22 protein-coding genes are annotated in these 18,446 nt (G+C 37.9%); 7 read left to right on the top strand and 15 right to left on the bottom strand.

Annotated elements, in window-relative coordinates; genetic code table 11:
• Positions 1 to 29: 29 nt before the first annotated feature.
• Positions 30 to 359, bottom strand: coding sequence for a nitrite reductase small subunit NirD (gene nirD / locus COD92_RS03775; protein ID WP_098533550.1), 330 nt, complete (start codon positions 357 to 359; stop codon positions 30 to 32).
• A 17-nt stretch (positions 360 to 376) separates the two neighbouring features.
• Positions 377 to 2,785: a nitrite reductase large subunit NirB gene (nirB, locus tag COD92_RS03770; protein ID WP_098533548.1), complete on the bottom strand. Its 2,409-nt coding sequence runs from the start codon at positions 2,783 to 2,785 to the stop codon at positions 377 to 379.
• Between the two features lie 274 nt (positions 2,786 to 3,059).
• Between nirB and COD92_RS03765 the strand changes: the two genes are divergently transcribed.
• Positions 3,060 to 3,941: an aminoglycoside 6-adenylyltransferase gene (locus COD92_RS03765; RefSeq protein ID WP_098533547.1), complete on the top strand. Its 882-nt coding sequence runs from the start codon at positions 3,060 to 3,062 to the stop codon at positions 3,939 to 3,941.
• A 180-nt stretch (positions 3,942 to 4,121) separates the two neighbouring features.
• Positions 4,122 to 4,826, top strand: a complete 705-nt coding sequence (locus COD92_RS03760) for a polysaccharide deacetylase family protein (protein ID WP_098533545.1) — start codon at positions 4,122 to 4,124, stop codon at positions 4,824 to 4,826.
• A 15-nt stretch (positions 4,827 to 4,841) separates the two neighbouring features.
• On the opposite strand, the gene pdxR is transcribed toward COD92_RS03760, so the two are convergent.
• Positions 4,842 to 6,251, bottom strand: coding sequence for a MocR-like pyridoxine biosynthesis transcription factor PdxR (gene pdxR / locus COD92_RS03755; protein WP_098533543.1), 1,410 nt, complete (start codon positions 6,249 to 6,251; stop codon positions 4,842 to 4,844).
• A gap of 113 nt (positions 6,252 to 6,364) precedes the next feature.
• On the opposite strand from pdxR, the gene COD92_RS03750 reads away from it, so the two are divergent.
• A complete protein-coding gene (locus tag COD92_RS03750; RefSeq protein ID WP_098533541.1) occupies positions 6,365 to 6,766 on the top strand; it encodes a GNAT family N-acetyltransferase in 402 nt (133 codons plus the stop codon).
• Between the two features lie 148 nt (positions 6,767 to 6,914).
• On the opposite strand, the gene COD92_RS03745 is transcribed toward COD92_RS03750, so the two are convergent.
• The 5 genes from COD92_RS03745 to COD92_RS03725 form a co-directional block, all read right to left on the bottom strand.
• A complete protein-coding gene (locus tag COD92_RS03745) occupies positions 6,915 to 7,382 on the bottom strand; it encodes a 2-thiouracil desulfurase family protein (protein WP_098533539.1) in 468 nt (155 codons plus the stop codon).
• 39 nt (positions 7,383 to 7,421) lie between these two features.
• A complete protein-coding gene (locus tag COD92_RS03740; RefSeq protein ID WP_098533537.1) occupies positions 7,422 to 8,132 on the bottom strand; it encodes a class I SAM-dependent methyltransferase in 711 nt (236 codons plus the stop codon).
• Positions 8,133 to 8,220: 88 nt separating this feature from the next.
• Positions 8,221 to 8,514, bottom strand: coding sequence for an antibiotic biosynthesis monooxygenase family protein (locus COD92_RS03735; RefSeq protein ID WP_098533535.1), 294 nt, complete (start codon positions 8,512 to 8,514; stop codon positions 8,221 to 8,223).
• Between the two features lie 111 nt (positions 8,515 to 8,625).
• Positions 8,626 to 8,832, bottom strand: a complete 207-nt coding sequence (locus COD92_RS03730; protein ID WP_098533533.1) for a capping complex subunit for YIEGIA — start codon at positions 8,830 to 8,832, stop codon at positions 8,626 to 8,628.
• A gap of 2 nt (positions 8,833 to 8,834) precedes the next feature.
• Entirely contained in the window at positions 8,835 to 9,743 is a 909-nt protein-coding gene (locus tag COD92_RS03725; protein WP_098533531.1) for a YIEGIA family protein, read from the bottom strand.
• Between the two features lie 382 nt (positions 9,744 to 10,125).
• Between COD92_RS03725 and COD92_RS03720 the strand changes: the two genes are divergently transcribed.
• On the top strand, positions 10,126 to 10,644 hold the full coding sequence (locus COD92_RS03720; RefSeq protein ID WP_098995902.1) for a DoxX family protein: 519 nt from the start codon (positions 10,126 to 10,128) through the stop codon (positions 10,642 to 10,644).
• Positions 10,645 to 10,703: 59 nt separating this feature from the next.
• Here COD92_RS03720 and COD92_RS03715 read toward each other — a convergent pair whose 3' ends face one another.
• Both COD92_RS03715 and COD92_RS03710 read right to left on the bottom strand, forming a co-directional pair.
• Positions 10,704 to 11,204, bottom strand: a complete 501-nt coding sequence (locus COD92_RS03715; protein ID WP_098527173.1) for a hypothetical protein — start codon at positions 11,202 to 11,204, stop codon at positions 10,704 to 10,706.
• The gene (locus COD92_RS03710) at positions 11,201 to 11,734 is read right to left on the bottom strand and encodes a hypothetical protein (RefSeq protein ID WP_255286483.1); all 534 of its coding nucleotides are present in this window, start codon (positions 11,732 to 11,734) and stop codon (positions 11,201 to 11,203) included. Before COD92_RS03710 ends, COD92_RS03715 begins: the two co-directional genes overlap by 4 nt.
• A gap of 90 nt (positions 11,735 to 11,824) precedes the next feature.
• Between COD92_RS03710 and COD92_RS03705 the strand changes: the two genes are divergently transcribed.
• Complete coding sequence (locus COD92_RS03705; protein ID WP_098527172.1) at positions 11,825 to 12,703, top strand: processed acidic surface protein; 879 nt, start codon at positions 11,825 to 11,827, stop codon at positions 12,701 to 12,703.
• Positions 12,704 to 12,855: 152 nt separating this feature from the next.
• Here COD92_RS03705 and COD92_RS32640 read toward each other — a convergent pair whose 3' ends face one another.
• On the bottom strand, positions 12,856 to 12,987 hold the full coding sequence (locus COD92_RS32640) for a hypothetical protein (protein ID WP_255295239.1): 132 nt from the start codon (positions 12,985 to 12,987) through the stop codon (positions 12,856 to 12,858).
• Positions 12,988 to 13,217: 230 nt separating this feature from the next.
• Between COD92_RS32640 and COD92_RS03700 the strand changes: the two genes are divergently transcribed.
• Positions 13,218 to 14,609: an amino acid permease gene (locus COD92_RS03700; RefSeq protein ID WP_098527171.1), complete on the top strand. Its 1,392-nt coding sequence runs from the start codon at positions 13,218 to 13,220 to the stop codon at positions 14,607 to 14,609.
• A 67-nt stretch (positions 14,610 to 14,676) separates the two neighbouring features.
• Here the strand turns inward: COD92_RS03700 and COD92_RS03695 are convergent, their stop codons facing one another.
• The 4 genes from COD92_RS03695 to COD92_RS03680 all read right to left on the bottom strand — a co-directional run bounded on the left by COD92_RS03695 (position 14,677) and on the right by COD92_RS03680 (position 17,547).
• Positions 14,677 to 15,012, bottom strand: coding sequence for a tripartite tricarboxylate transporter substrate-binding protein (locus tag COD92_RS03695; RefSeq protein WP_176541016.1), 336 nt, complete (start codon positions 15,010 to 15,012; stop codon positions 14,677 to 14,679).
• A gap of 338 nt (positions 15,013 to 15,350) precedes the next feature.
• On the bottom strand, positions 15,351 to 16,469 hold the full coding sequence (gene proB, locus COD92_RS03690) for a glutamate 5-kinase (RefSeq protein ID WP_098527169.1): 1,119 nt from the start codon (positions 16,467 to 16,469) through the stop codon (positions 15,351 to 15,353).
• A gap of 10 nt (positions 16,470 to 16,479) precedes the next feature.
• A complete protein-coding gene (gene proC / locus COD92_RS03685) occupies positions 16,480 to 17,322 on the bottom strand; it encodes a pyrroline-5-carboxylate reductase (protein ID WP_098527168.1) in 843 nt (280 codons plus the stop codon).
• 15 nt (positions 17,323 to 17,337) lie between these two features.
• Positions 17,338 to 17,547 (bottom strand): Fur-regulated basic protein FbpA, encoded by a 210-nt coding sequence (locus COD92_RS03680; protein ID WP_480254290.1) that lies wholly within the window; start codon positions 17,545 to 17,547, stop codon positions 17,338 to 17,340.
• Positions 17,548 to 17,884: 337 nt separating this feature from the next.
• On the opposite strand from COD92_RS03680, the gene COD92_RS03675 reads away from it, so the two are divergent.
• Complete coding sequence (locus tag COD92_RS03675) at positions 17,885 to 18,445, top strand: DUF421 domain-containing protein (RefSeq protein ID WP_098527166.1); 561 nt, start codon at positions 17,885 to 17,887, stop codon at positions 18,443 to 18,445.
• The last annotated feature ends 1 nt before the right edge of the window (position 18,446 follow it).

Genomic DNA, 18,446 nt, shown 5'->3' with positions numbered 1-18,446 from the left:
CTTCACTCCCTTCACAAGGCAAAGAGTATTTACTTCTCTTCATCTACTAAAATAAACACTTGATCTTCAATAACCTCTACAGGGAAGGATTTGACACATCCTATATCAGGTGCTTGAACTTTCCCATCGGTAACGCAAATTTTCCAATCATGCATGGGACAAAATACAAACTCTCCGCTGACGATCCCCTCCGCAAGGACGCCCCCTTTATGAGGGCATCGGTTTTCAATGGCGCGAATGTCTCCATTCTCTAATCGAAAAACAGCTATTTCCGTATTTCCAATCACCGTTGTTTTCCCTAATTTTTTTGGCATATCCTCTGTATTTCCTATAAAAACTCGCTTAATTGTATCTTCCATAAAAACTGCTCTCCCTTCTATTTAACACCTGTTGGAATTTTTACCGTCTCATAAAGGTCTCTTAAAAGTGTTTTATTCTCAATGGCTTCTTTCCATGGGTCTTGAACAATCGAAAGTGCCTCATCAATACGGAAGTTCAACATTTTTACAGTTTCAGCATCCGAAAGGACTTCCCTTATATGATCTAGTCCAAGTCGATCCACCCAGGCAGAAGTTCTTTCTAAATAATTAGCTGTTTCACGATAATACTGGAGGTATGCCCCAATCATTTCGACAAGCTCATCATCCGTTTTGAACTTGAATAACAAATCAGCTGCACGAAGATGGGTACCGCCATTTCCACCTACATACATTTCCCATGCCCCATCCGTACCAACAACGCCAACGTCTTTAATCCCGCTTTCGGCACAGTTCCTTGGACAAGCGGAGACCGCCATTTTAACTTTATGAGGAGTGTTTAAGCCTTCGAATTTCTTTTCTAATCGGATTCCTAAGCCAATCGAATCTTGTGTACCAAAGCGGCAGTAACTTTCACCAACACAAGTTTTTACAGTTCGAAGTCCTTTCGCATATGCCGCTCCAGATGGCATATCAAGTTCTGCCCAAATCTTCGGTAAATCCTCTTTTTTCACGCCGAGTAAATCAATTCGCTGACCGCCAGTCACCTTAATGGTGCCAACTTGATATTTATCGGCAACGTCCGCAATTTTTCGCAAGTCCTCAGACGTCGTTACTCCGCCATACATTCTCGGTACAACTGAGTAAGTGCCATCCTTTTGGATATTGGCATGCAGCCTCTCATTTACGAAGCGGGCTTCTTTCTCATCCTGATACTCCGTTGGATAAATCATCCCTAGATAGTAATTAAGTGCCGGCTTACACTTGGAACATCCATCTGTTTTCCAGCCTAAGACATTCATAACTTCACGGATATGTGTCAATCGCTTCGTGCGAATTTCCTCTACAATTTCATCGCGTGATAATGTTGTGCAGCTGCAAATCGCTTCTTTTTCATCTGCTTTAAATTGGTCACCCAGTGTACAGGCTAACAAATCGGCCACTAATGATTTACAACCGCCGCATGAACGGGAAGCATTGGTGCAGCCCTTTACTTGGTCGACCGAAGTTAAACCTTGAGTTCGAATCGCTTCAACAATGGTACCTTTGCTGACACCATTACAGCCGCAAATGATTTCTTCATCTGCCATCTCGGCAACAAGACTAACCTCTGACGATTGACTTTTTGAGGTCTCTAAATACTCCTCGATACTTGCACCTTTCTTAATGAGACCTAAGAGTTGATTCCCATCCTTTGTATCGCCAAACAGAACAGCGCCAGCGATTTTCCCATTTTCAATTAGAACTTTTTTATAAACCCCGCTCCAATCATCGTACATTTTATATACCTTTGTATCCTCATCCTCATTGATTTTTCCTGATGAGAATACATCAACACCTGATACTTTTAGTTGAGTTGAAAGGACGGACCCATGATAACCTTCCTCCTCTATTCCGCAAATCCGCTTTGCTAACACTTGGGCCTGCTGATAAAGAGGTGCTACTAAGCCATAGGCCGTACCGCGATGCTCTGCACATTCCCCGACTGCATAAATATCAGGAGTATCCGTTTCTAAATAATCATTCACGACTATTCCGCGGTTAACCGATAGACCGGCTTTTTGAGCTAATTCAATATTAGGCTTAATTCCAACCGCCATGACAACTAAATCTGCTTTAATCTTACTGCCATCTTTAAATTTAACGCCTGTTACATGTTTCTTACCGAGGATCTCAGCGGTATGTTTTTCTAGTAGAAAATTCATTCCCTGTTTTTCTAGTTCCTTTTGTAAAAGTTTCCCTGCGGTACGGTCTAATTGTCGTTCCATCAAGTAGTCGAAGATGTGAATGACGTCGACTTCCATCCCTAAATTTAATAATCCACGAGCGGCTTCAAGTCCAAGTAGTCCGCCACCAATAACGGCGGCCTTTTTATATTGTTTTGAATATTCAATCATTTTTTCGCAGTCTTTGATATTCCGGAAAGCCGTCACGCCTTCTTTATCTGCCCCTGGTAACGGCAGCATGAACGGATTCGATCCGGTTGCAATGATCAATTTGTCATACGGTTCGATTCTTCCTTTATCAGTCATAACCACTTGTCTTTCCTTATCAATGGAAACAACCGTTTCCCCGGTAAAAAGAGTGATTCCGTTGTCCTCATACCACTGATCGTCATTTAATGTGATATCCTTAACGGAAGTACCTCCTTGTAAAACCGTTGATAACTGAATTCGGTTATAGTTTGGATATGGTTCACTTCCAAAAATCGTAATTTCAAAATCTTCCCGGTTAAGTTTCAGCACTTCTTCAATGGCACGAACCCCTGCCATTCCATTTCCTACAAGTATTAGTTTTTGTTTAATCAAGTGTAATTCCCTCCCTAAACTGTTGCATGTGTATTTTATATCACGATGGGAGCTTTAATAACATGAGTTTGGAAGGTTTTCTGCCATACTATTTTCATTGCATTAACTCTCTAAAGCAAGGTGAAATTCAGTCATAACAAGGCTGATAACGATTACATTTTTTGTTAAAATTTTTTTGAGAAAATTGAGACTTTGATCACAGTGTAAAAAAATTAAGAGGACTTTTCACTTTAAAAATAGAAATAGTGATTAAGTAGATGACGAGGTGAAATACATGCGAACGGAAAAAGAAATGTATGAGTTAATGATGGGCATCGCAAAAAAGAACCAGCGAATACGAGCCGTATATATGAATGGCTCACGGACCAATCCAAATGCTCCAAAGGATATTTTTCAGGATTATGATATTGTCTTTGTGGTGACCGAAACAGCTTCTTTCATTAACGAGGTTAACTGGATTGATATTTTTGGAGAATTAATCATGATTCAAGAACCCGATAGAATGGACCAGCTTGCAGGCAAGGAAGTGGACTTTGATAAGTCGTATGGCTATTTAATGCTGTTCCAAGACGGAAATCGGGTCGATTTACACATTGAAACAAAGGAAAGAATGTTAGAGAACTATAAGAATGATTCCTTAACGAAACCCCTTTTGGATAAAGACAACATCCTTCCCAGTATCCCTGCCCCTTCAGACCAAGATTATTGGACTAAAAAGCCTAGCGAGCAAGGCTTTCTGAATTACTGTAATGACTTTTGGTGGTGTCTGCAAAACGTGGCAAAAGGAATCTGGCGTGATGAATTACCTTACGCAAAACAGATGTTTGAAATGTATATCAGACCCAGATTAGATAAAATGGCTGAGTGGTGGATAGGTACGAACCATGATTTTCAAGTATCGCCAGGCAAGATGGGAAAGTACTTTAAACAATACCTGCCTGAATCTTATTGGCGAATGTATGAACAGACGTATTCCGATTATGACTATGAGCACTTTTGGGATTCCATCTTTGTCACATGTAATTTATTTAGAGCTTTAGCGAAAGAAGTAGCGGACCAGTTATTATTCACCTATCAAGATCAAGACGATATCAATATGACTCAATACCTTCAACACATTAGACAGCTGCCAGCGAATGCGAAGAGTATTTTCTAGAAGGAAGCAGCTTTTTACAAAAGGCACAGCTATAAAAGGGGAACCAGAAATTATTGTAGTAAAATCTCTAAATACTATAAGATTACACAAATTTTTGGTATCTCAACGAAGCATTAGGATTATCAAATAAATTCAGACCTTTTCCTCGAATAAATATCAGTAATAAGAAAGGGATTATGTATGAAAAAGAAATTAATATGGATTGGAACTGGTGTTCTGTTGGTTTTCCTGCTATTATTCTGCACTTATAAGTTAATGAATTCAAGAACCTTCCAGCTCTTCGGGGGACTAGCGGATCAGGTGAAAACCAATCAAAAGGTCGTCGCTTTAACCTTTGATGATGGGCCAACAAATAATATCGACAAAATCCTTCCACTGTTAGACCAATACAATGCAAAAGCGACCTTTTTCTTAATTGGTAATGAGATTGAAAAAAATCCGGATGAAGCAAAAAATATTGTAGATGCAGGGCATCAAGTTGGAAATCATACTTTTTCCCATCAGCGGATGATTTTTAAATCCCCTTCTTATATTAAAGCGGAAATAGAAAAAACGGATAAACTCATTCGAAATGCAGGCTATAAAGATGAAATTGATTTCCGGCCTCCGAATGGTAAAAAACTTTTTGGCTTACCTTATTACTTATCTAAACATAATAGAGATACCATCACTTGGAATATCGAACCAGATACTTACTACTCCGCTACATTAGATAAGGTCAATTTTGTAAAGAAGAATGTAACACCTGGATCCATTATCTTGATCCATCCCATGTACGATCAAACGGGCGAAGAATTGAAAACCATTCAAGGTATATTACAATCCCTATCTAAACAAGGGTATAAATTCATTACCGTTAATGAACTTCAAAAATTGAAAGAGTAAAAAAAGGCTTGGAGGTTATCTTAATTTCCAGGCCTTTTTCAATAATTGGATACCTTGTTCTATTTCACTCTCCGTTAACCCGCCAAAGCCCAATAGAATCATAGGACTTTTGTCTGTCATAGCCTGCTGAAAATAAACAGAAGTTGGATAGACTTTCACTTTAAACTCCTTAGCACTTTCAATTAATTGTTTTTCCGACATAGCATTTTGAATACGTAACAATATGTGCAAACCTGAATCATCACCAATAATTGTGGCTTGTCCGCCCAAATACCTCTTTATGGAACTGATCAATGTATGTTGCCTTTTACGGTATACCGTTCTCATCTTATTTAGATGTCTCTCCCAATGTCCCTCTTTCATAAACTGCCATAGTGTATGCTGATGCAAACGAGAAACTGTCTGCTTATAAAGGGAAAAGTGATCGTTATACTTTTGAAGTAAGGTTTGTGGTAACACCATATAGTTAATCCGAATCGAGGGAATCAACGATTTTGAAAATGTGCCTAAATAAATCACTTTATCGTTAGGGTCTAATCCTTGCAAAGAGGGAATCGGTTTTCCTTTATAGCGGAATTCTCCGTCATAATCGTCTTCAATAATGTATCTGCCGTTTCCCTCCGCCCATTTTAATAATTCCATTCTTCTCGTAATGGGCATGACCATTCCAATTGGAAATTGGTGAGAGGGGGTTACATAGGTTATTTGTGCGTGACTATTGGTTAAATGTTTCATGCTAATTCCATCATCATCCAGAGGGATGGGTATCAAGGAAACACCTTGGTCCTTAAAGGCCTCCCTTGTTCGATGATAGCCTGGTTCTTCCATTGAAAAAATAGCATCTCTCCCAATAATCATCGTTAATAACCCAATTAAATATTGCGTTCCTGCCCCTACAATAATTTGTTCTGGTACACACCTTGCTCCTCTTGATTGATATAAATATTTCGCAATTTCTTTCCGAAGCGGGTATTCCCCTAGACACTCACCATTTAAGAAAAATGAACTTTGTTCTTCATAAAGACTTTGAATAGTAAGCCTTCTCCAAATGGTATAGGGAAAATGTTCTAAGGCAATTCGTCCATGGCTAAAATCAACAAGATACGAATCACTTTCCTGTTTATGAACCTTTTTACTGGTGGTTGAGACTATGTTAGGGGTTATTATTAGATCCTGTTGTATTTCTTTTACAAAGATCCCCTTTCGCGGCATACTCTCGACGTACCCTTCTGCTAATAATTGTTGGTACGCCGTTTCCACTGTATTTTGACTCACTCCAAGATGTTGAGCTAGTTTCCGTTTCGGTGGAAGCATGACACCATATCCAATTCTTCCACTTTGTATTTCTTGTTTAAAATATTGATAGAGTTGCAGATATAACGGTTCTCCACTTTTTTTCTCTAAAACTAAGGTGATTTCAATCATCCGTGCTCTCCTTTTCAGTCACTGGCATGGTTAAATATATTATAACTGACCCTTTTGGGCATATCAGCTTTTAATTATAATCAAAAATATAAAAGTTGAAGGGTTGGATAAAAATGTCAGATCTAAACTATAAAGTGAATGCAAAAATCAAAGCTGAAGAATTATCAAGTGTGTTTAAACTGTCAGGACTAAAAAGACCATATGAAGATTTACCTCGTCTAGAAAAAATGATTGAAAATGCCGATATTCTAATTTCAGCTTGGGATGAGGATAAACTTGTAGGAATTGCAAGAGCGATTACGGATTTCAGTTACTGTTGTTATTTATCTGATTTAGCGGTTGATCAGGAGTATCAAAATCGGGGTATTGGCAGGGAATTGGTTCGTTTAGTACAAGAACGGATTGGTGAAGAAGTAACCCTATTGCTGCTGGCCTCCCCAATTGCCATGGAATACTATCCGCATATTGGATTTGATAAGGTTACTAATGGATATATCATACCTCGACAAAAGTAGGGAAAATGAGGCAGGATATTCTACGTAGACTTCTTAGTAGTAAATCATCGCAAAAGCCAATGTAGAAAGGTCTACATTGGCTTACTGCTGCAAAATTAAGCGAAAACCCTTAAGGGATTACACCTCTAGGCGAAAAAGTACAAATAAATTACATTTTTTCACCTAGAATTTCAGCTAGATTTTTCTCAGAAACCACTTCAATATCATTTCTTCTTAGCAGAGCAGCAGTTACCCCTTCCCCAATGATTTTCTCACCTTTAAATTCTCCATTATAAATCATCGAACTTCCACAAGACGGGCTATTTTCCTTCAGGATGACCACTGTTGCATTAAGTTCTTGGGCACTTCTTAGAGTAACATAGGCCCCTTTCACAAATTGTTCAGTTACATCCATGCCTGATTGATTCACGACTTTAGCCTTCCCATCTAGCACGTCTCCGCCGTTACCGCCAATGATCTCTGCTGGTTCTCTTGGGGTTGATAAACCCCCGAGCAATTCTGGACAAACTGTTATAGCCTGTTTCTTCTCAATCAATTCGTGTATTTTCTCATCAAGACAATGACTCCCATTGTACCTAACTTCTAAACCGGCTAAACACGAGCTAACTAAAATCACAAAATCACCTCAATTTCTAAATACAATTTATAAAAAATTTTATTTCGAGCTTTTAATAATTTTTAACATCGAGTTAGCATTTTTTTGAAATTCATAGGGTACCTTCACTTCATCAACAACGCAGCCTTGCATAGTAAGATATTCTATTACTTTATCTAAATGTTCATAACGTTTACCTTCTAAATCCACTAACGGAAATAGGCGAATTTCCTCTTTAGTGACTCTCAATAACTCATCTAGCGTTTTTAGATGAAATTTATAATCTAACCGGTCTGCATACATAAATAGAAAGTGTGCTGATAATAATAAATCAAATTCTTCATCGTTAAACGGTAAATAAGGTAATGTTACTGGAACGTAGCTTTCACTGGATTTCTTCATATCGTTTATATAATCGTTTAGTGCGGATAAACGATGTTTCATAAGGTCTTTGACATCTTTGAAGTAATTCCAATTATAATTCCTCTTTGATTTTTCCATCTGCTCCATTGCGTGTTCAATGTCTTGAAGGCCCTTATTTTTCAAGTCATCAACGGAATAATAATAGGCGATGTCACAAGCTGTTACATTCAAACCGTTTTTACTCCCAACTGCTGTAAAAGAACAGGCTCCTGCTGGACAATCTAATATTTTCTTTCCCTTAAGTTCTTCATTTGAAAGAGAAAACATATCTATATACTCTTCAAATGTTCGTCCGATAAAGACAATTCGTTCCAACTCTAATTTCATACTCTGCTCAGCTCGACTCAACCTAACTCACCTCATTAAAAGAATTAGGTTGATTTTAACACAAAATGTTGGAAATATTAACCTATTATATTATTAATCTGTTATGAGATTAAAGGCGGATTTGATCAAAATGTTCAACGGTTGGAAATGGATCATAAAAATGATGTAATAGTTTTTTCCATTCTTGATATTCTTTTGACTCCCGAAATCCTACTGTATGATCTTCTAACGTTTCCCACTTAACCAAAAGTAAATACTTGCCCTCAACTTCTATACAACGCTGTAATTCGTGAGAGATGTATCCCTTCATAGAAGAAATAATTTCCGATGCTTGCCTGAATGATCCCTCAAATTCCACTTCCATACCTTCCTTTACTTGAAGCATGGCGGCCTCCAAAATCATGTTCTCTCCCCCTAAATAAATTTTTAATCTGCCTATAAGTGTCTTGTCTAACTTATGTATTCATAATAAAGCCTTTATCTTAAATTACAAGATAAAGGCTTTAATCATTTCTTATCCTCTTATAATCAAATAATCGCCTGACGTCATCTTCACCACATCCGCCTTCAGTGCTTTAGCAATGTCAGCTGTCATCGTTTTTTGCTCTTCTTCATCACTAGCCAACAGGGTCAGTTGTTTCCCCCCCAAGATTCGATCCTTATTCAGCGTCACAAGAGCGAGGACATCATAATTCACTTTGGTACCAGCTTCGCGTCCCACCGTTATTCCCTCCCCACCATATTCGATTTCATGACAGCAGGACTTTTCTTACTGCTTTCAAGAAGCGGTGTTTTCTTTACTACTTCTATTAACCCATCAATTTCATTTATAATCGGCACTAAAGCGATCACCACTCGGCCATTATTAAAATCTCGCCGGGTAAAATGATATCGCTTTACACCTAATGTTTTTGTCGCTTCAAATAGCGCTGCCTGCCTTTGGCCAAAGTTCTCAAGGGTGACACGAAAATGCTCTTGCTTTGGATAGATGACCACCGCTCTACCTTCCTCTTGAAACAACTTTGAGGCATTTTCAGTGCCTAGCAGATTTGTGACATAAATTCCGTCCACAAACAGTTCATGATTCTTGACTTCAATTTTTCCTTCTTTTACCTCAGAAATATCACCAATTGTTTTTCCTTTTGAAAAACGTTTCAAGACATAAATTAGAATAAAACCAACGATGGCTCCGGAAATAATATTGATTAAGCTTGATTTACTATCGACAAGTTGAATGGTAATAGCGCAACCTAAAGCAACAAGCAGGGAAAAATAATTTCTGGACTCAAAGGTTTTTGAAATCCCATCAATATAAGCGTCACCTCGATAGGCAAATTCGGTGTTTTCTAAGTCTTTCAAACTTTCCCTTTCAGATTTTCTAACATCTCTAAATTGCTGGATGGCTAAGGTTAAAAATGTCACCGCAATAAAGTTTTTCGTCATTAATGCGGGGATCGCGACAGCTCCTAAAGCTGCTGCAACAAAACCTAATACTAAATGGATTAAGTAACCATTAGGATAACTTGGATACTGTCGGAAATCTTCTTTAATTGTGATTATACGTGCCAATGTCCCAATAATTAGAGACGTTACAATCAGAATGACCTGATCCCTTTCTAACGGACCACCCAATGCAAATCCCCCCCATTTTGCTATTTTTTATTATTGTTAGGAGATTTTCGAAATAATATTAATAAACACAAAGGAAATTTTTGTGAAAACATTATTTCCACAGTTCTAGAAGCAACTTCTCTAACTATTTATAAAATAAATGAAAACATCGAACAAATCCTTTTAGGAATTTATAAGGTTAATAGATTATTCGGAAACAGGCTGCCCCTCTTTTTTTGGGGTTGGTCTGTCATCGTTTGTATTTCAAAAGTTTCGTTCAAATTTCCGTCAAATCATTTTTAACAAATTGTGAATTTATTCACATATCCATGTTATATACCTTCAAAAGGTATATATTATAACCATAAAGAACAAAAACAAAAAAAGAAGGGCGGAATCATTTATGTTTAACAAATTTTTAAGAGAAAATAAAATAGCAGCAGTTATCCTAACTGTTTTACGCTTATATCTTGGTTACTCTTGGATCACAGCAGGAATTGGAAAATTAACTAGCGGCGGATTTGATGCTTCTGGATTCTTAAAAGGAGCGATAGCAAATCCAGTAAAAGGCCCAGACGGTGCAGTCGTTTTTGGCTGGTATGTTGACTTCTTAAAGCACATTGCTCTGCCAAACGTTGACATCTTCAACGTCATTGTACCTGTTGGAGAAACTTTAATCGGTTTAGGCTTAATTCTTGGATGCTTAACAACTACTGCCATGTTCTTTGGTCTAGTGATGAACTTCTCTTTCTTCTTAGCGGGAACTGTATCTCATAACCCAAGAGACATCTTCTTAGGCTTCATCATTCTAACAGCTGGCTATAATGCTGGTAGAATTGGTTTAGACCGCTGGGTGGTACCTTTCTTTAGAAAAATCTCTAAAAAAGAAACTGGTGACGTCAAACATAAAGTCAGCGCATAACTGCTCTAAATTAAAGAGCTGCCATTGGCAGCTCTTTTTTTATCTGTTTCAATTAAAAATTAACTTTTCACCAAAATTTGTTCTCTTTTCTTAACTTGTTCAATAAAAGCACCTGTAGCAGTTTGTACAACTAAAAAAATAGGGAACGAATAAGCTAAATGATAGCCTTTTTGAAGTGTAATAATATCAAGCGAAGTGAACAGCCACTGAGCAGCTACTCCGATTATGGCCCAAGCCACTGTGTAATAAATAAATGTCTTTTTATGTATGTGAAAGGTTTCATAGAAATAAAAAAAGAAAAATCCAAAAGGTCCAAAGTCTAGATAATAAAAAACATCAGCCACTTCATAATGGTTTGAGTCATTGATTCTATAGTAGTCAAGTAATCCTCCACCGATGGTGAAATCAAATAAAATCCCTATCGTTATTCCCCAAAGTAAACCCAGTTTTCTAATTTGTGGGTTAACTCTTCTATGAAATAGAAAATAGGCTATATACGCTACTATCAAAATGATCAATAGAGAAATTTCATTTTTATCAAAACTCTCCCACATTCTCATCGGCTAATCTCCTCACTTTGGTTAGATTTCCGAAAAAATTTTAAGGAATAAAAGGCAATAAGTTGAAGGAAAGCAAAGTATATAAAGTCATTGATGATATTCCATTTTACCCGATGAGTAATATCTAAAACAGCTCCCAATTTCACCAACATAACTAGTATTACTATTGAACAAACTGCAATTAATAAGGATTTTCCAATTGAATTTACTCCCTTAATCAAATTGAGAGTAACAACGTGAATAAACGGAATTCCGATGCTTCTGTGAATCATAAAAGCTGTATAATCTAACGGATGCATAGAAAGTGTGACTAGTCTTAACTCTGCAGAAATAATCCACGAGAAATTTATACTTATAATCAGTATCAGCAAATAAACAAATGAATTTTCTATAAATGAAAGCCTCTTTTTCATTAACGTAAAAATAACGGTGATCAGCCAAGACACAAAGAAATAAAAAGCAAACCCCATGGGAGCACACACTCCAAATTTTTTACTCATAGTATTTTCTTTCGCAGTAGTTTTATTCATATTTCTTCTTCCTATAGGTAATAATTTTCATTCTTAATATCTTAATTACAGGGAAAAATACTATTGCATCACAGATAAAGGAGGTAACCAATGTTCTATATAAAAGCCTTGTTGGTATGCTTGCTTTCATTCCCCTTCCTGTTTAATTTACCAGCAGCAAAAGCTGCTCCTCCTGAAAACGAAATAAATCAATATTTAACCGAACTCGGGTGGACAAAACAGGAATTACTTGATTACTTAGCCTATTATGAAATCCCTTTAGATGATTTCAGCACAGTGGAAGATTTAAAAATGATCATGGGCACCCCGATTAACTCGAAAAACTTACAGGAGTTATTAACGAATTATGATTTAACTGAAAAAGAACTTAACGATTTGTTGGATCATTTCGGAGACTCCTTGACTGAATATAAGTTTATCGAGGATTTGGATGCATCGCTTGACTTCTATGTGAACCATGATAATTATATGGCCGACGTTGAAACAGAGCTTGCAAGGTTGGGCATTACAGAGGAAGAGACAGAGAAGTTCTTTAATTATTTGTCTCTTGTCGAGGAGAACAACAAGAACCAATTAGACCAGATGACCATTCTGGATTCACAAATGGAAAAATTTTATGATGTGGCAGATACATCAGAACTTTCCGATGCAGAATTGAATGAGTTGGTAGAAATTTTGAACCAAACCATTAATTTATATGAGGTTAATGTTAAATTTAGCATTAATAACAAAAATGTAACCTTAAAAGACCTTCTTAAAATGAAGGAAGCTCCCAGCAATTTATTTGCCAGTATTTACAGCAAATCCGGAGAGCTATTAATTGATTTTACTGTCCCAACCGATTTCTTTGATACAGGATATGTTTTAGACGAAGGCGAAGAAATGCTACATGTCGGCGAGCTTTCAGATGAATACGTTGACCACATGCACAATGAAAAGTATGAGAATGCAGATAAAGATATGAAATAATTCTTGGCCAGGCTCGCTTCCAGCAGGAAGAAGCTTGGCTAGGAATTTTTAATTGGTTGATCTGTTATCCCAATACAAAAGAACGGCCAAAATGACCGTTCTCCCTAATTTTTCATATGATGGAATGTTAATAAATTAAATCACCCAAACTATTAAAACCACAGTCTTTTATGATAATCATATTCTGAAGTATCGATACTTTCTTCCCTTTCAGTTTTCGGAGTACACTTTTCACATGGTTCTTCAGACTGGTTATGTTCACATTGTTCGATTAAAAGTTCCATTGGTTGTATCCCCTCTCCTATTAGTTACTTTTTATTATAATGGAAGCGTTTACAAATGTCTTGTGGTTTTTACTGGAAATAATAGTTTACGATTACATTCTGTTTACAAAATCATTAGTTTTAAGTTATTGTTGTATAAATACTTTTTGGAGAACATAGGGTGATTTAAACCCAAAACCTCTTTCTGCAAACTAGGTTGTTACTTTCGAAAGAGAAATAAGGAGGCAACTATGAATCCTTTTTTAAGGAAAAAGTCAATTGATGAACTACAAAATGAAAGTACTGAGAACTCCGGTCTTAAGCGCGTACTGGGACTCTGGCAGCTTACGGCGATTGGTTTAGGCGGCATAATCGGAGTTGGGATTTTCGTGCTTACCGGGGTAGCTGCTGCTGAGCATGCGGGACCTGCTGTTATTTTATCATTTATGATCGCTGGTCTGGCCAGTGCTGCCGCCGCTTTATGTTATGCAGAGTTTGCCGGCTTAATCCCGGTCGCAGGCAGTGCCTATACGTATAGTTATGCAGTATTAGGAGAAGGAGCCGCCTGGCTGATTGGCTGGGATTTGCTTCTCGAGTATACCTTAGTCATTGCCGTTGTGGCGATAGGCTGGTCAGGGTATATGCAAGAAATCTTGACTCAGATTGGCATTCATTTGCCAGTGTGGGCGCAGGGTGCACCAGGAACAGGTGCTGGTCATAGAGTTGACTTGATTTCCATGATCATCAGTTTGGCCATTGCCGGACTACTTACGCTTGGGATGGAATGGGGCGCACGATTTAATAATCTAATGGTTATTATTAAATTAAGTATCGTACTTGTTGTAATCGTGGTTGGTGCATTCTATATAGAACCCGCTAACTGGCATCCCTTTATGCCTTTTGGCTTTCACGGTGTCATGGGTGGTGCTGCCCTAGTCTTCTTTGCTGTATTCGGCTATGATACACTAACGACCGCGGCAGAGGAATCCAAAAATCCGCAGCGTGACTTACCAAGAGCGGTCGTTTTTTCATTAGGTATTGCACTTTGCTTATATATTGGCATGTCCCTTGTGATTACGGGAATGGCTCACTATGATACTCTTAATAATGCTGCACCTATTGCAAAAGCATTTAGTCATGTTGGCTTGCATTGGATTACGTTTATTATCTCTGTAGCTGCAATTGCCGGTATATTATCTGTATTGTTTTCATTTATGCTCGCGGGATCACGGATATGGTTCTCGATGAGCCGTGACGGGTTGCTGCCAAAATGGTTCGCAAAAGTTCATACGAAGTATAAAACACCATATCGACCAACATTAATTATTGGTGCAATTTCCGCCCTGGTTTCAGGATTGACTCCGATTAGTGAAGTGGCGGAACTCGTTAACATAGGCACTTTGTCAGCCTTTATTCTTATTTGTTCATCCATTATGGTATTGCGGAAAAAACGTCCAGAACTCGAAAGAAAATTTCGGACTCCATTTGTACCGGTTATCCCTCTGATTGGGATTGGATTTTCAATCTATCTGATTATTAGTCTACCACCGATTACCTGGATCCGCTTTGTTATCTGGATGGTAATTGGACTCGTAATCTACTTGTTCTATGGAAGACGGAAGAGTAAGTTAACGAATGAATGAGATTAGTTGAGAGCAAAGGGGACGGTTCTCATGCTTCTGAAGCATGAGAACCGTCCCCTTGTTTCCTTTATTTCCGTATCCTTGTCTTTTCAGCCAATTCCGTATACCTCTCCGTTTCTTCCTTCACTGCTTTCGTAAAATCTTTTGAATTTAGATAGGAAGGATCCAATTTAATTTTCTCTAACTCTTTCATAAACTTCTCGTCTTTTTCCATTTTCGCAACCGCTTGATCCCACTTTTTCACAATTTCATCTAGTGTTCCAGCTGCAAACGATATTCCAGTCCACCATTTCACTGTTAATCCTTTAAAGCCTTCCTCCTCCACTGTCGGAACATCCGGGAAAAGTGGATTGCGTTCGGAAGATTGAACGGCAAGAATTTTTAATTTTTCCAGACTCTGCAAGGGAATATAATTCTCCTACTGTGTGAACTGCCAAAATAACATGACCACCAGCGACCTTTGAATATATCCTCTTCTAACTAGTCCTTATGATGGTTAATTAGATGGAAATGTAAAGCGGTCATTTTTCTACAAAAAAGGCCTTGCACGCTCAAGTAGCGACAAGACCTACAGTTGACTGATCGGCAAATTATGTTTGATAGCTTTAGTTATCTCACTTGACCTATTTACGGTCGTTAATGTGAACTACCCCATCGGGTCGTGGGAATAAGCTTTTGAGGGGAGATCCCTATTCTATTTATCGCTGCCTTGTCTCTACTAATAGTCATCCAATCCCTTCATTAAATATTTATTGGTGTAGAAACTCCCAGATGACAAACCAAATGATTACTATTGACCGCAGGCATTGACTCCTTTTCCGAAAGACCTTTAGGATCGGCTAATTGCTCAGAGGAATAGTTAATGATCCCAAGACCAATCTCCTTACCGTTTTGATGTAAAATTTTAACAACCTCACCCTTGTTAAAATGTCCTTTTACATCCTTAATATTAGCCAATTGTAAGCATCCCTTTTTCTCGACAATGACAACTTTTCCTGCTTCATCAACCATCACTTCTCCTTGCGGTCCTGAATGAAAGGCAATCCATTGTTTTTTGGAGTTTAGTCTAATGAATTTCTTGTTTGAAGTAAAATAGGTCCCTTTGGCTTTTTGCACCACAGCATCTCGTAAAATATTCGGTGTCCCTGCTTTTCCTAAAAACGCAGGAATTCCCGATGCCATCGCAATTTTAAAGGCGTCCATTTTAGATTTCATTCCACCGGTTCCAACTGCACTCCCAGAGTCACCTGCCGCCGCCTCTATACTAGGGGTAATTTCATGAACATGCTCCAATCGCTTGGTATGGAGATGTTTACGGGGATCACCATCATAAAGCCCATCTATGTCAGATAAAATAATGAGTATATCCGCATCAATTAGTGCGGCAACTTTGGCAGAAAGGGTATCATTATCACCAAAACGAATGCGATTCACAGTCACCGTGTCGTTCTCATTAATGATGGGGACGATTCCGTGGTCCAATAAAAGATTGATTGTATTTCTGGCATTGTTATAGCGATCTTCATTAAAAAAATCATCTCTAGTGATTAAAATTTGTGAAGCAACATAACCGTGTGAGAGGAAATACTCTGAGTACACTTCCATCAACAAACTCTGTCCAATCGAAGCAGATGCTTGTTTTTCCGGTAAGGTGTTCGGTTTTTCATTTAAGCCAAGTTTACGGTAGCCAGCTGCTACGGCACCTGATGACACCAATAAAACCTCATGGCCTTCATCTTTTAACTGAACAATTTCTTCGACTAATTTTTCTAGCTTCCTGCGGCTGATTTCCCCATGTCGGCTCGTAAGTGAGCTGCTCCCAATTTTTATGACAACTCGCTTTTTCGAGTCAATTGTCATCGAATCACTCCTATTTTTCACTAATCATTTCTTGGATTTGCCAGCTTAATTCTTTTGAGCGTTGTTCGGCTCCCTTAATAGCTTGAAAAATAGCTTTGCCGCCGCCATGGACTTTTAAGGCTTCAAGGCCGGCTGCTGTTGTCCCGTTGGGTGAGGTTACCTTTTCCCGCAATTCTGCAGGTGTTTCATTTTGCTGCATCATCATTTTGGCAGCACCTAAAATGGTCTGTACCCCAATTTGTCTTGCCGTCTTAGCATCAAGCCCGCCTTCTTTTCCTGCCCTTTCAATGTGTTCCATTAGGTAATAAACATAGGCGGGGCCACTTCCGGCAATCCCAGTAAAAATATCCATTTTCCCTTCATCCAATCGGTAAATGGTTCCCATGCAAGATAATAATTCCTCGGCCACCATTACAGAAGCTGCACTTGTATGTTTACCTGATACAAAAGCTGTTGCGGATTCTCCAATCATGGAAGATGTATTGGGCATTACGCGGATGACTTGCTGACCCTCCAACAGGTGATCTTCTATGATTGACGTTGCTATCCCCGCCACGACCGAAATCACTAATTGATGTGGATGTAACTCATTTTTTATCGACCGTAATGCTTCCACTATGTCCTTTGGCTTCATAGCTAGAATGATGATGTCTACTACCTTCAGATTTAAATCTCCTCTTTGATTTCCTCTTACTCCGTATGTCTTCTCTAATTCCGCTAATCTATTTGAATTATTACGGTTGGTAACCAGAATTTGATTAGGTGGAATTCGTTTAGATCTTATCATTCCAGAAATCATCGCCTCAGCCATGGAACCAGCACCAATTAATGCAATTCTCTGTTTGTTTAGCATCCAATCTCTCCTTTCTTATCTAATTATTAATTTTTTATTGTCGGATATGCTTGCGTTATACTCCTGCTCTAATTCGGTTAACGTCCATTCATATAAATGTTTATTATTTTTCTTATATACACCGGATTGAATAAGCTTATTAATGAGGAATTGTCTTTTAGTCTGGACTGCTTTACGTAATAAATTTTCCACTTGAAAGGACCTCCTGTGAAATACTTGTTTCATCTTGATTTGATTTTTTGCTGCATGAAGGAAGGTATGTAACTGGAAGAAAAATTAGAAGTATGAGGTTTGTGGAACCCTTGGCTTAATTACGTTGCGTGGTCTATGCACACTTAAATTGCATAGCTCCCTTCCCATAGATGCCATTATAAAGGAATAATTTTAAGAATTTGTCGATATAACGGTTATTAACTGACTCTTAAAGGAAATGTTATCTTCTCTTAACAAAAGAAAAATGACTGTTTATTTTGAAAAACAATCAGTAAAAAAATGGAGGTTGTGCATTCTTAAATAATGTCTGATGATACTGGAAATCCTATATACAAAATGAGGTGGATAAATGAATATAACATTTCTAGGGGAAGCGTTAGGTTTACTTTTTATAAGTACCCTATTACTCAGGATTGCCGGAAAAAAATCTATGGCTAAAATGACGAATTCCGAAGTCATTATAATCTTAGCGATCGGAACAACGATGGGACATGCGATAAAAGAACATAAATTCTGGCAAATTATAATTATTTTAACTTTTTTCATCCTTTACTTAATTTTGATTCAATCTGTTCAGATGAGGTTTAAAAAAATCCAACGATATTTAATCGGGAGTGCCACTGTCGTCATCCGTGATGGAGAAATTGTTGAAGATAACTTAAAAAAATTACGATTGACAACAGAACAGCTGGAGATGAAACTCCGTCAAAAAGGCATCGCTTATATAGCTAATATAAAAACCGCTACCATTGAATCTGATGGTGGATTAGGCTTTGAACTGATGGAACATGCTCAACCGATTACTCGTAAGGAGATTTCTGATATTTTAAATGAAAAACAGAACGGAAATTCTCATAAGAGTGGAGATCAACAAAAAGACAATTTATTTAATAAAATTCCCGGAATATAAT

The organism is Bacillus sp. AFS037270 (assembly GCF_002585305.1).
Note: the sequence above shows the minus strand (reverse complement) of the source record. Positions and strands in the feature narration are given on the sequence as shown.

Coding starts and splice junctions, on each gene's coding strand:
- nirD (WP_098533550.1), bottom strand. CDS start 359: ATGGAAGATACAATTAAGCGAGTTTTTATAGGAAATACAGAGGATATG.
- pdxR (WP_098533543.1), bottom strand. CDS start 6,251: ATGATTGAAATCACCTTAGTTTTAGAGAAAAAAAGTGGAGAACCGTTA.
- COD92_RS03750 (WP_098533541.1), top strand. CDS start 6,365: ATGTCAGATCTAAACTATAAAGTGAATGCAAAAATCAAAGCTGAAGAA.
- COD92_RS32640 (WP_255295239.1), bottom strand. CDS start 12,987: ATGGAACTTTTAATCGAACAATGTGAACATAACCAGTCTGAAGAACCA.
- COD92_RS03760 (WP_098533545.1), top strand. CDS start 4,122: ATGAAAAAGAAATTAATATGGATTGGAACTGGTGTTCTGTTGGTTTTC.
- COD92_RS03715 (WP_098527173.1), bottom strand. CDS start 11,204: ATGAGAATGTGGGAGAGTTTTGATAAAAATGAAATTTCTCTATTGATC.
- COD92_RS03735 (WP_098533535.1), bottom strand. CDS start 8,514: ATGATTTTGGAGGCCGCCATGCTTCAAGTAAAGGAAGGTATGGAAGTG.
- COD92_RS03680 (WP_480254290.1), bottom strand. CDS start 17,547: ATGAAACAAGTATTTCACAGGAGGTCCTTTCAAGTGGAAAATTTATTA.
- COD92_RS03700 (WP_098527171.1), top strand. CDS start 13,218: ATGAATCCTTTTTTAAGGAAAAAGTCAATTGATGAACTACAAAATGAA.
- COD92_RS03675 (WP_098527166.1), top strand. CDS start 17,885: ATGAATATAACATTTCTAGGGGAAGCGTTAGGTTTACTTTTTATAAGT.
- COD92_RS03720 (WP_098995902.1), top strand. CDS start 10,126: ATGTTTAACAAATTTTTAAGAGAAAATAAAATAGCAGCAGTTATCCTA.
- COD92_RS03710 (WP_255286483.1), bottom strand. CDS start 11,734: ATGAATAAAACTACTGCGAAAGAAAATACTATGAGTAAAAAATTTGGA.
- proB (WP_098527169.1), bottom strand. CDS start 16,469: ATGACAATTGACTCGAAAAAGCGAGTTGTCATAAAAATTGGGAGCAGC.
- COD92_RS03765 (WP_098533547.1), top strand. CDS start 3,060: ATGCGAACGGAAAAAGAAATGTATGAGTTAATGATGGGCATCGCAAAA.
- COD92_RS03705 (WP_098527172.1), top strand. CDS start 11,825: ATGTTCTATATAAAAGCCTTGTTGGTATGCTTGCTTTCATTCCCCTTC.
- proC (WP_098527168.1), bottom strand. CDS start 17,322: ATGCTAAACAAACAGAGAATTGCATTAATTGGTGCTGGTTCCATGGCT.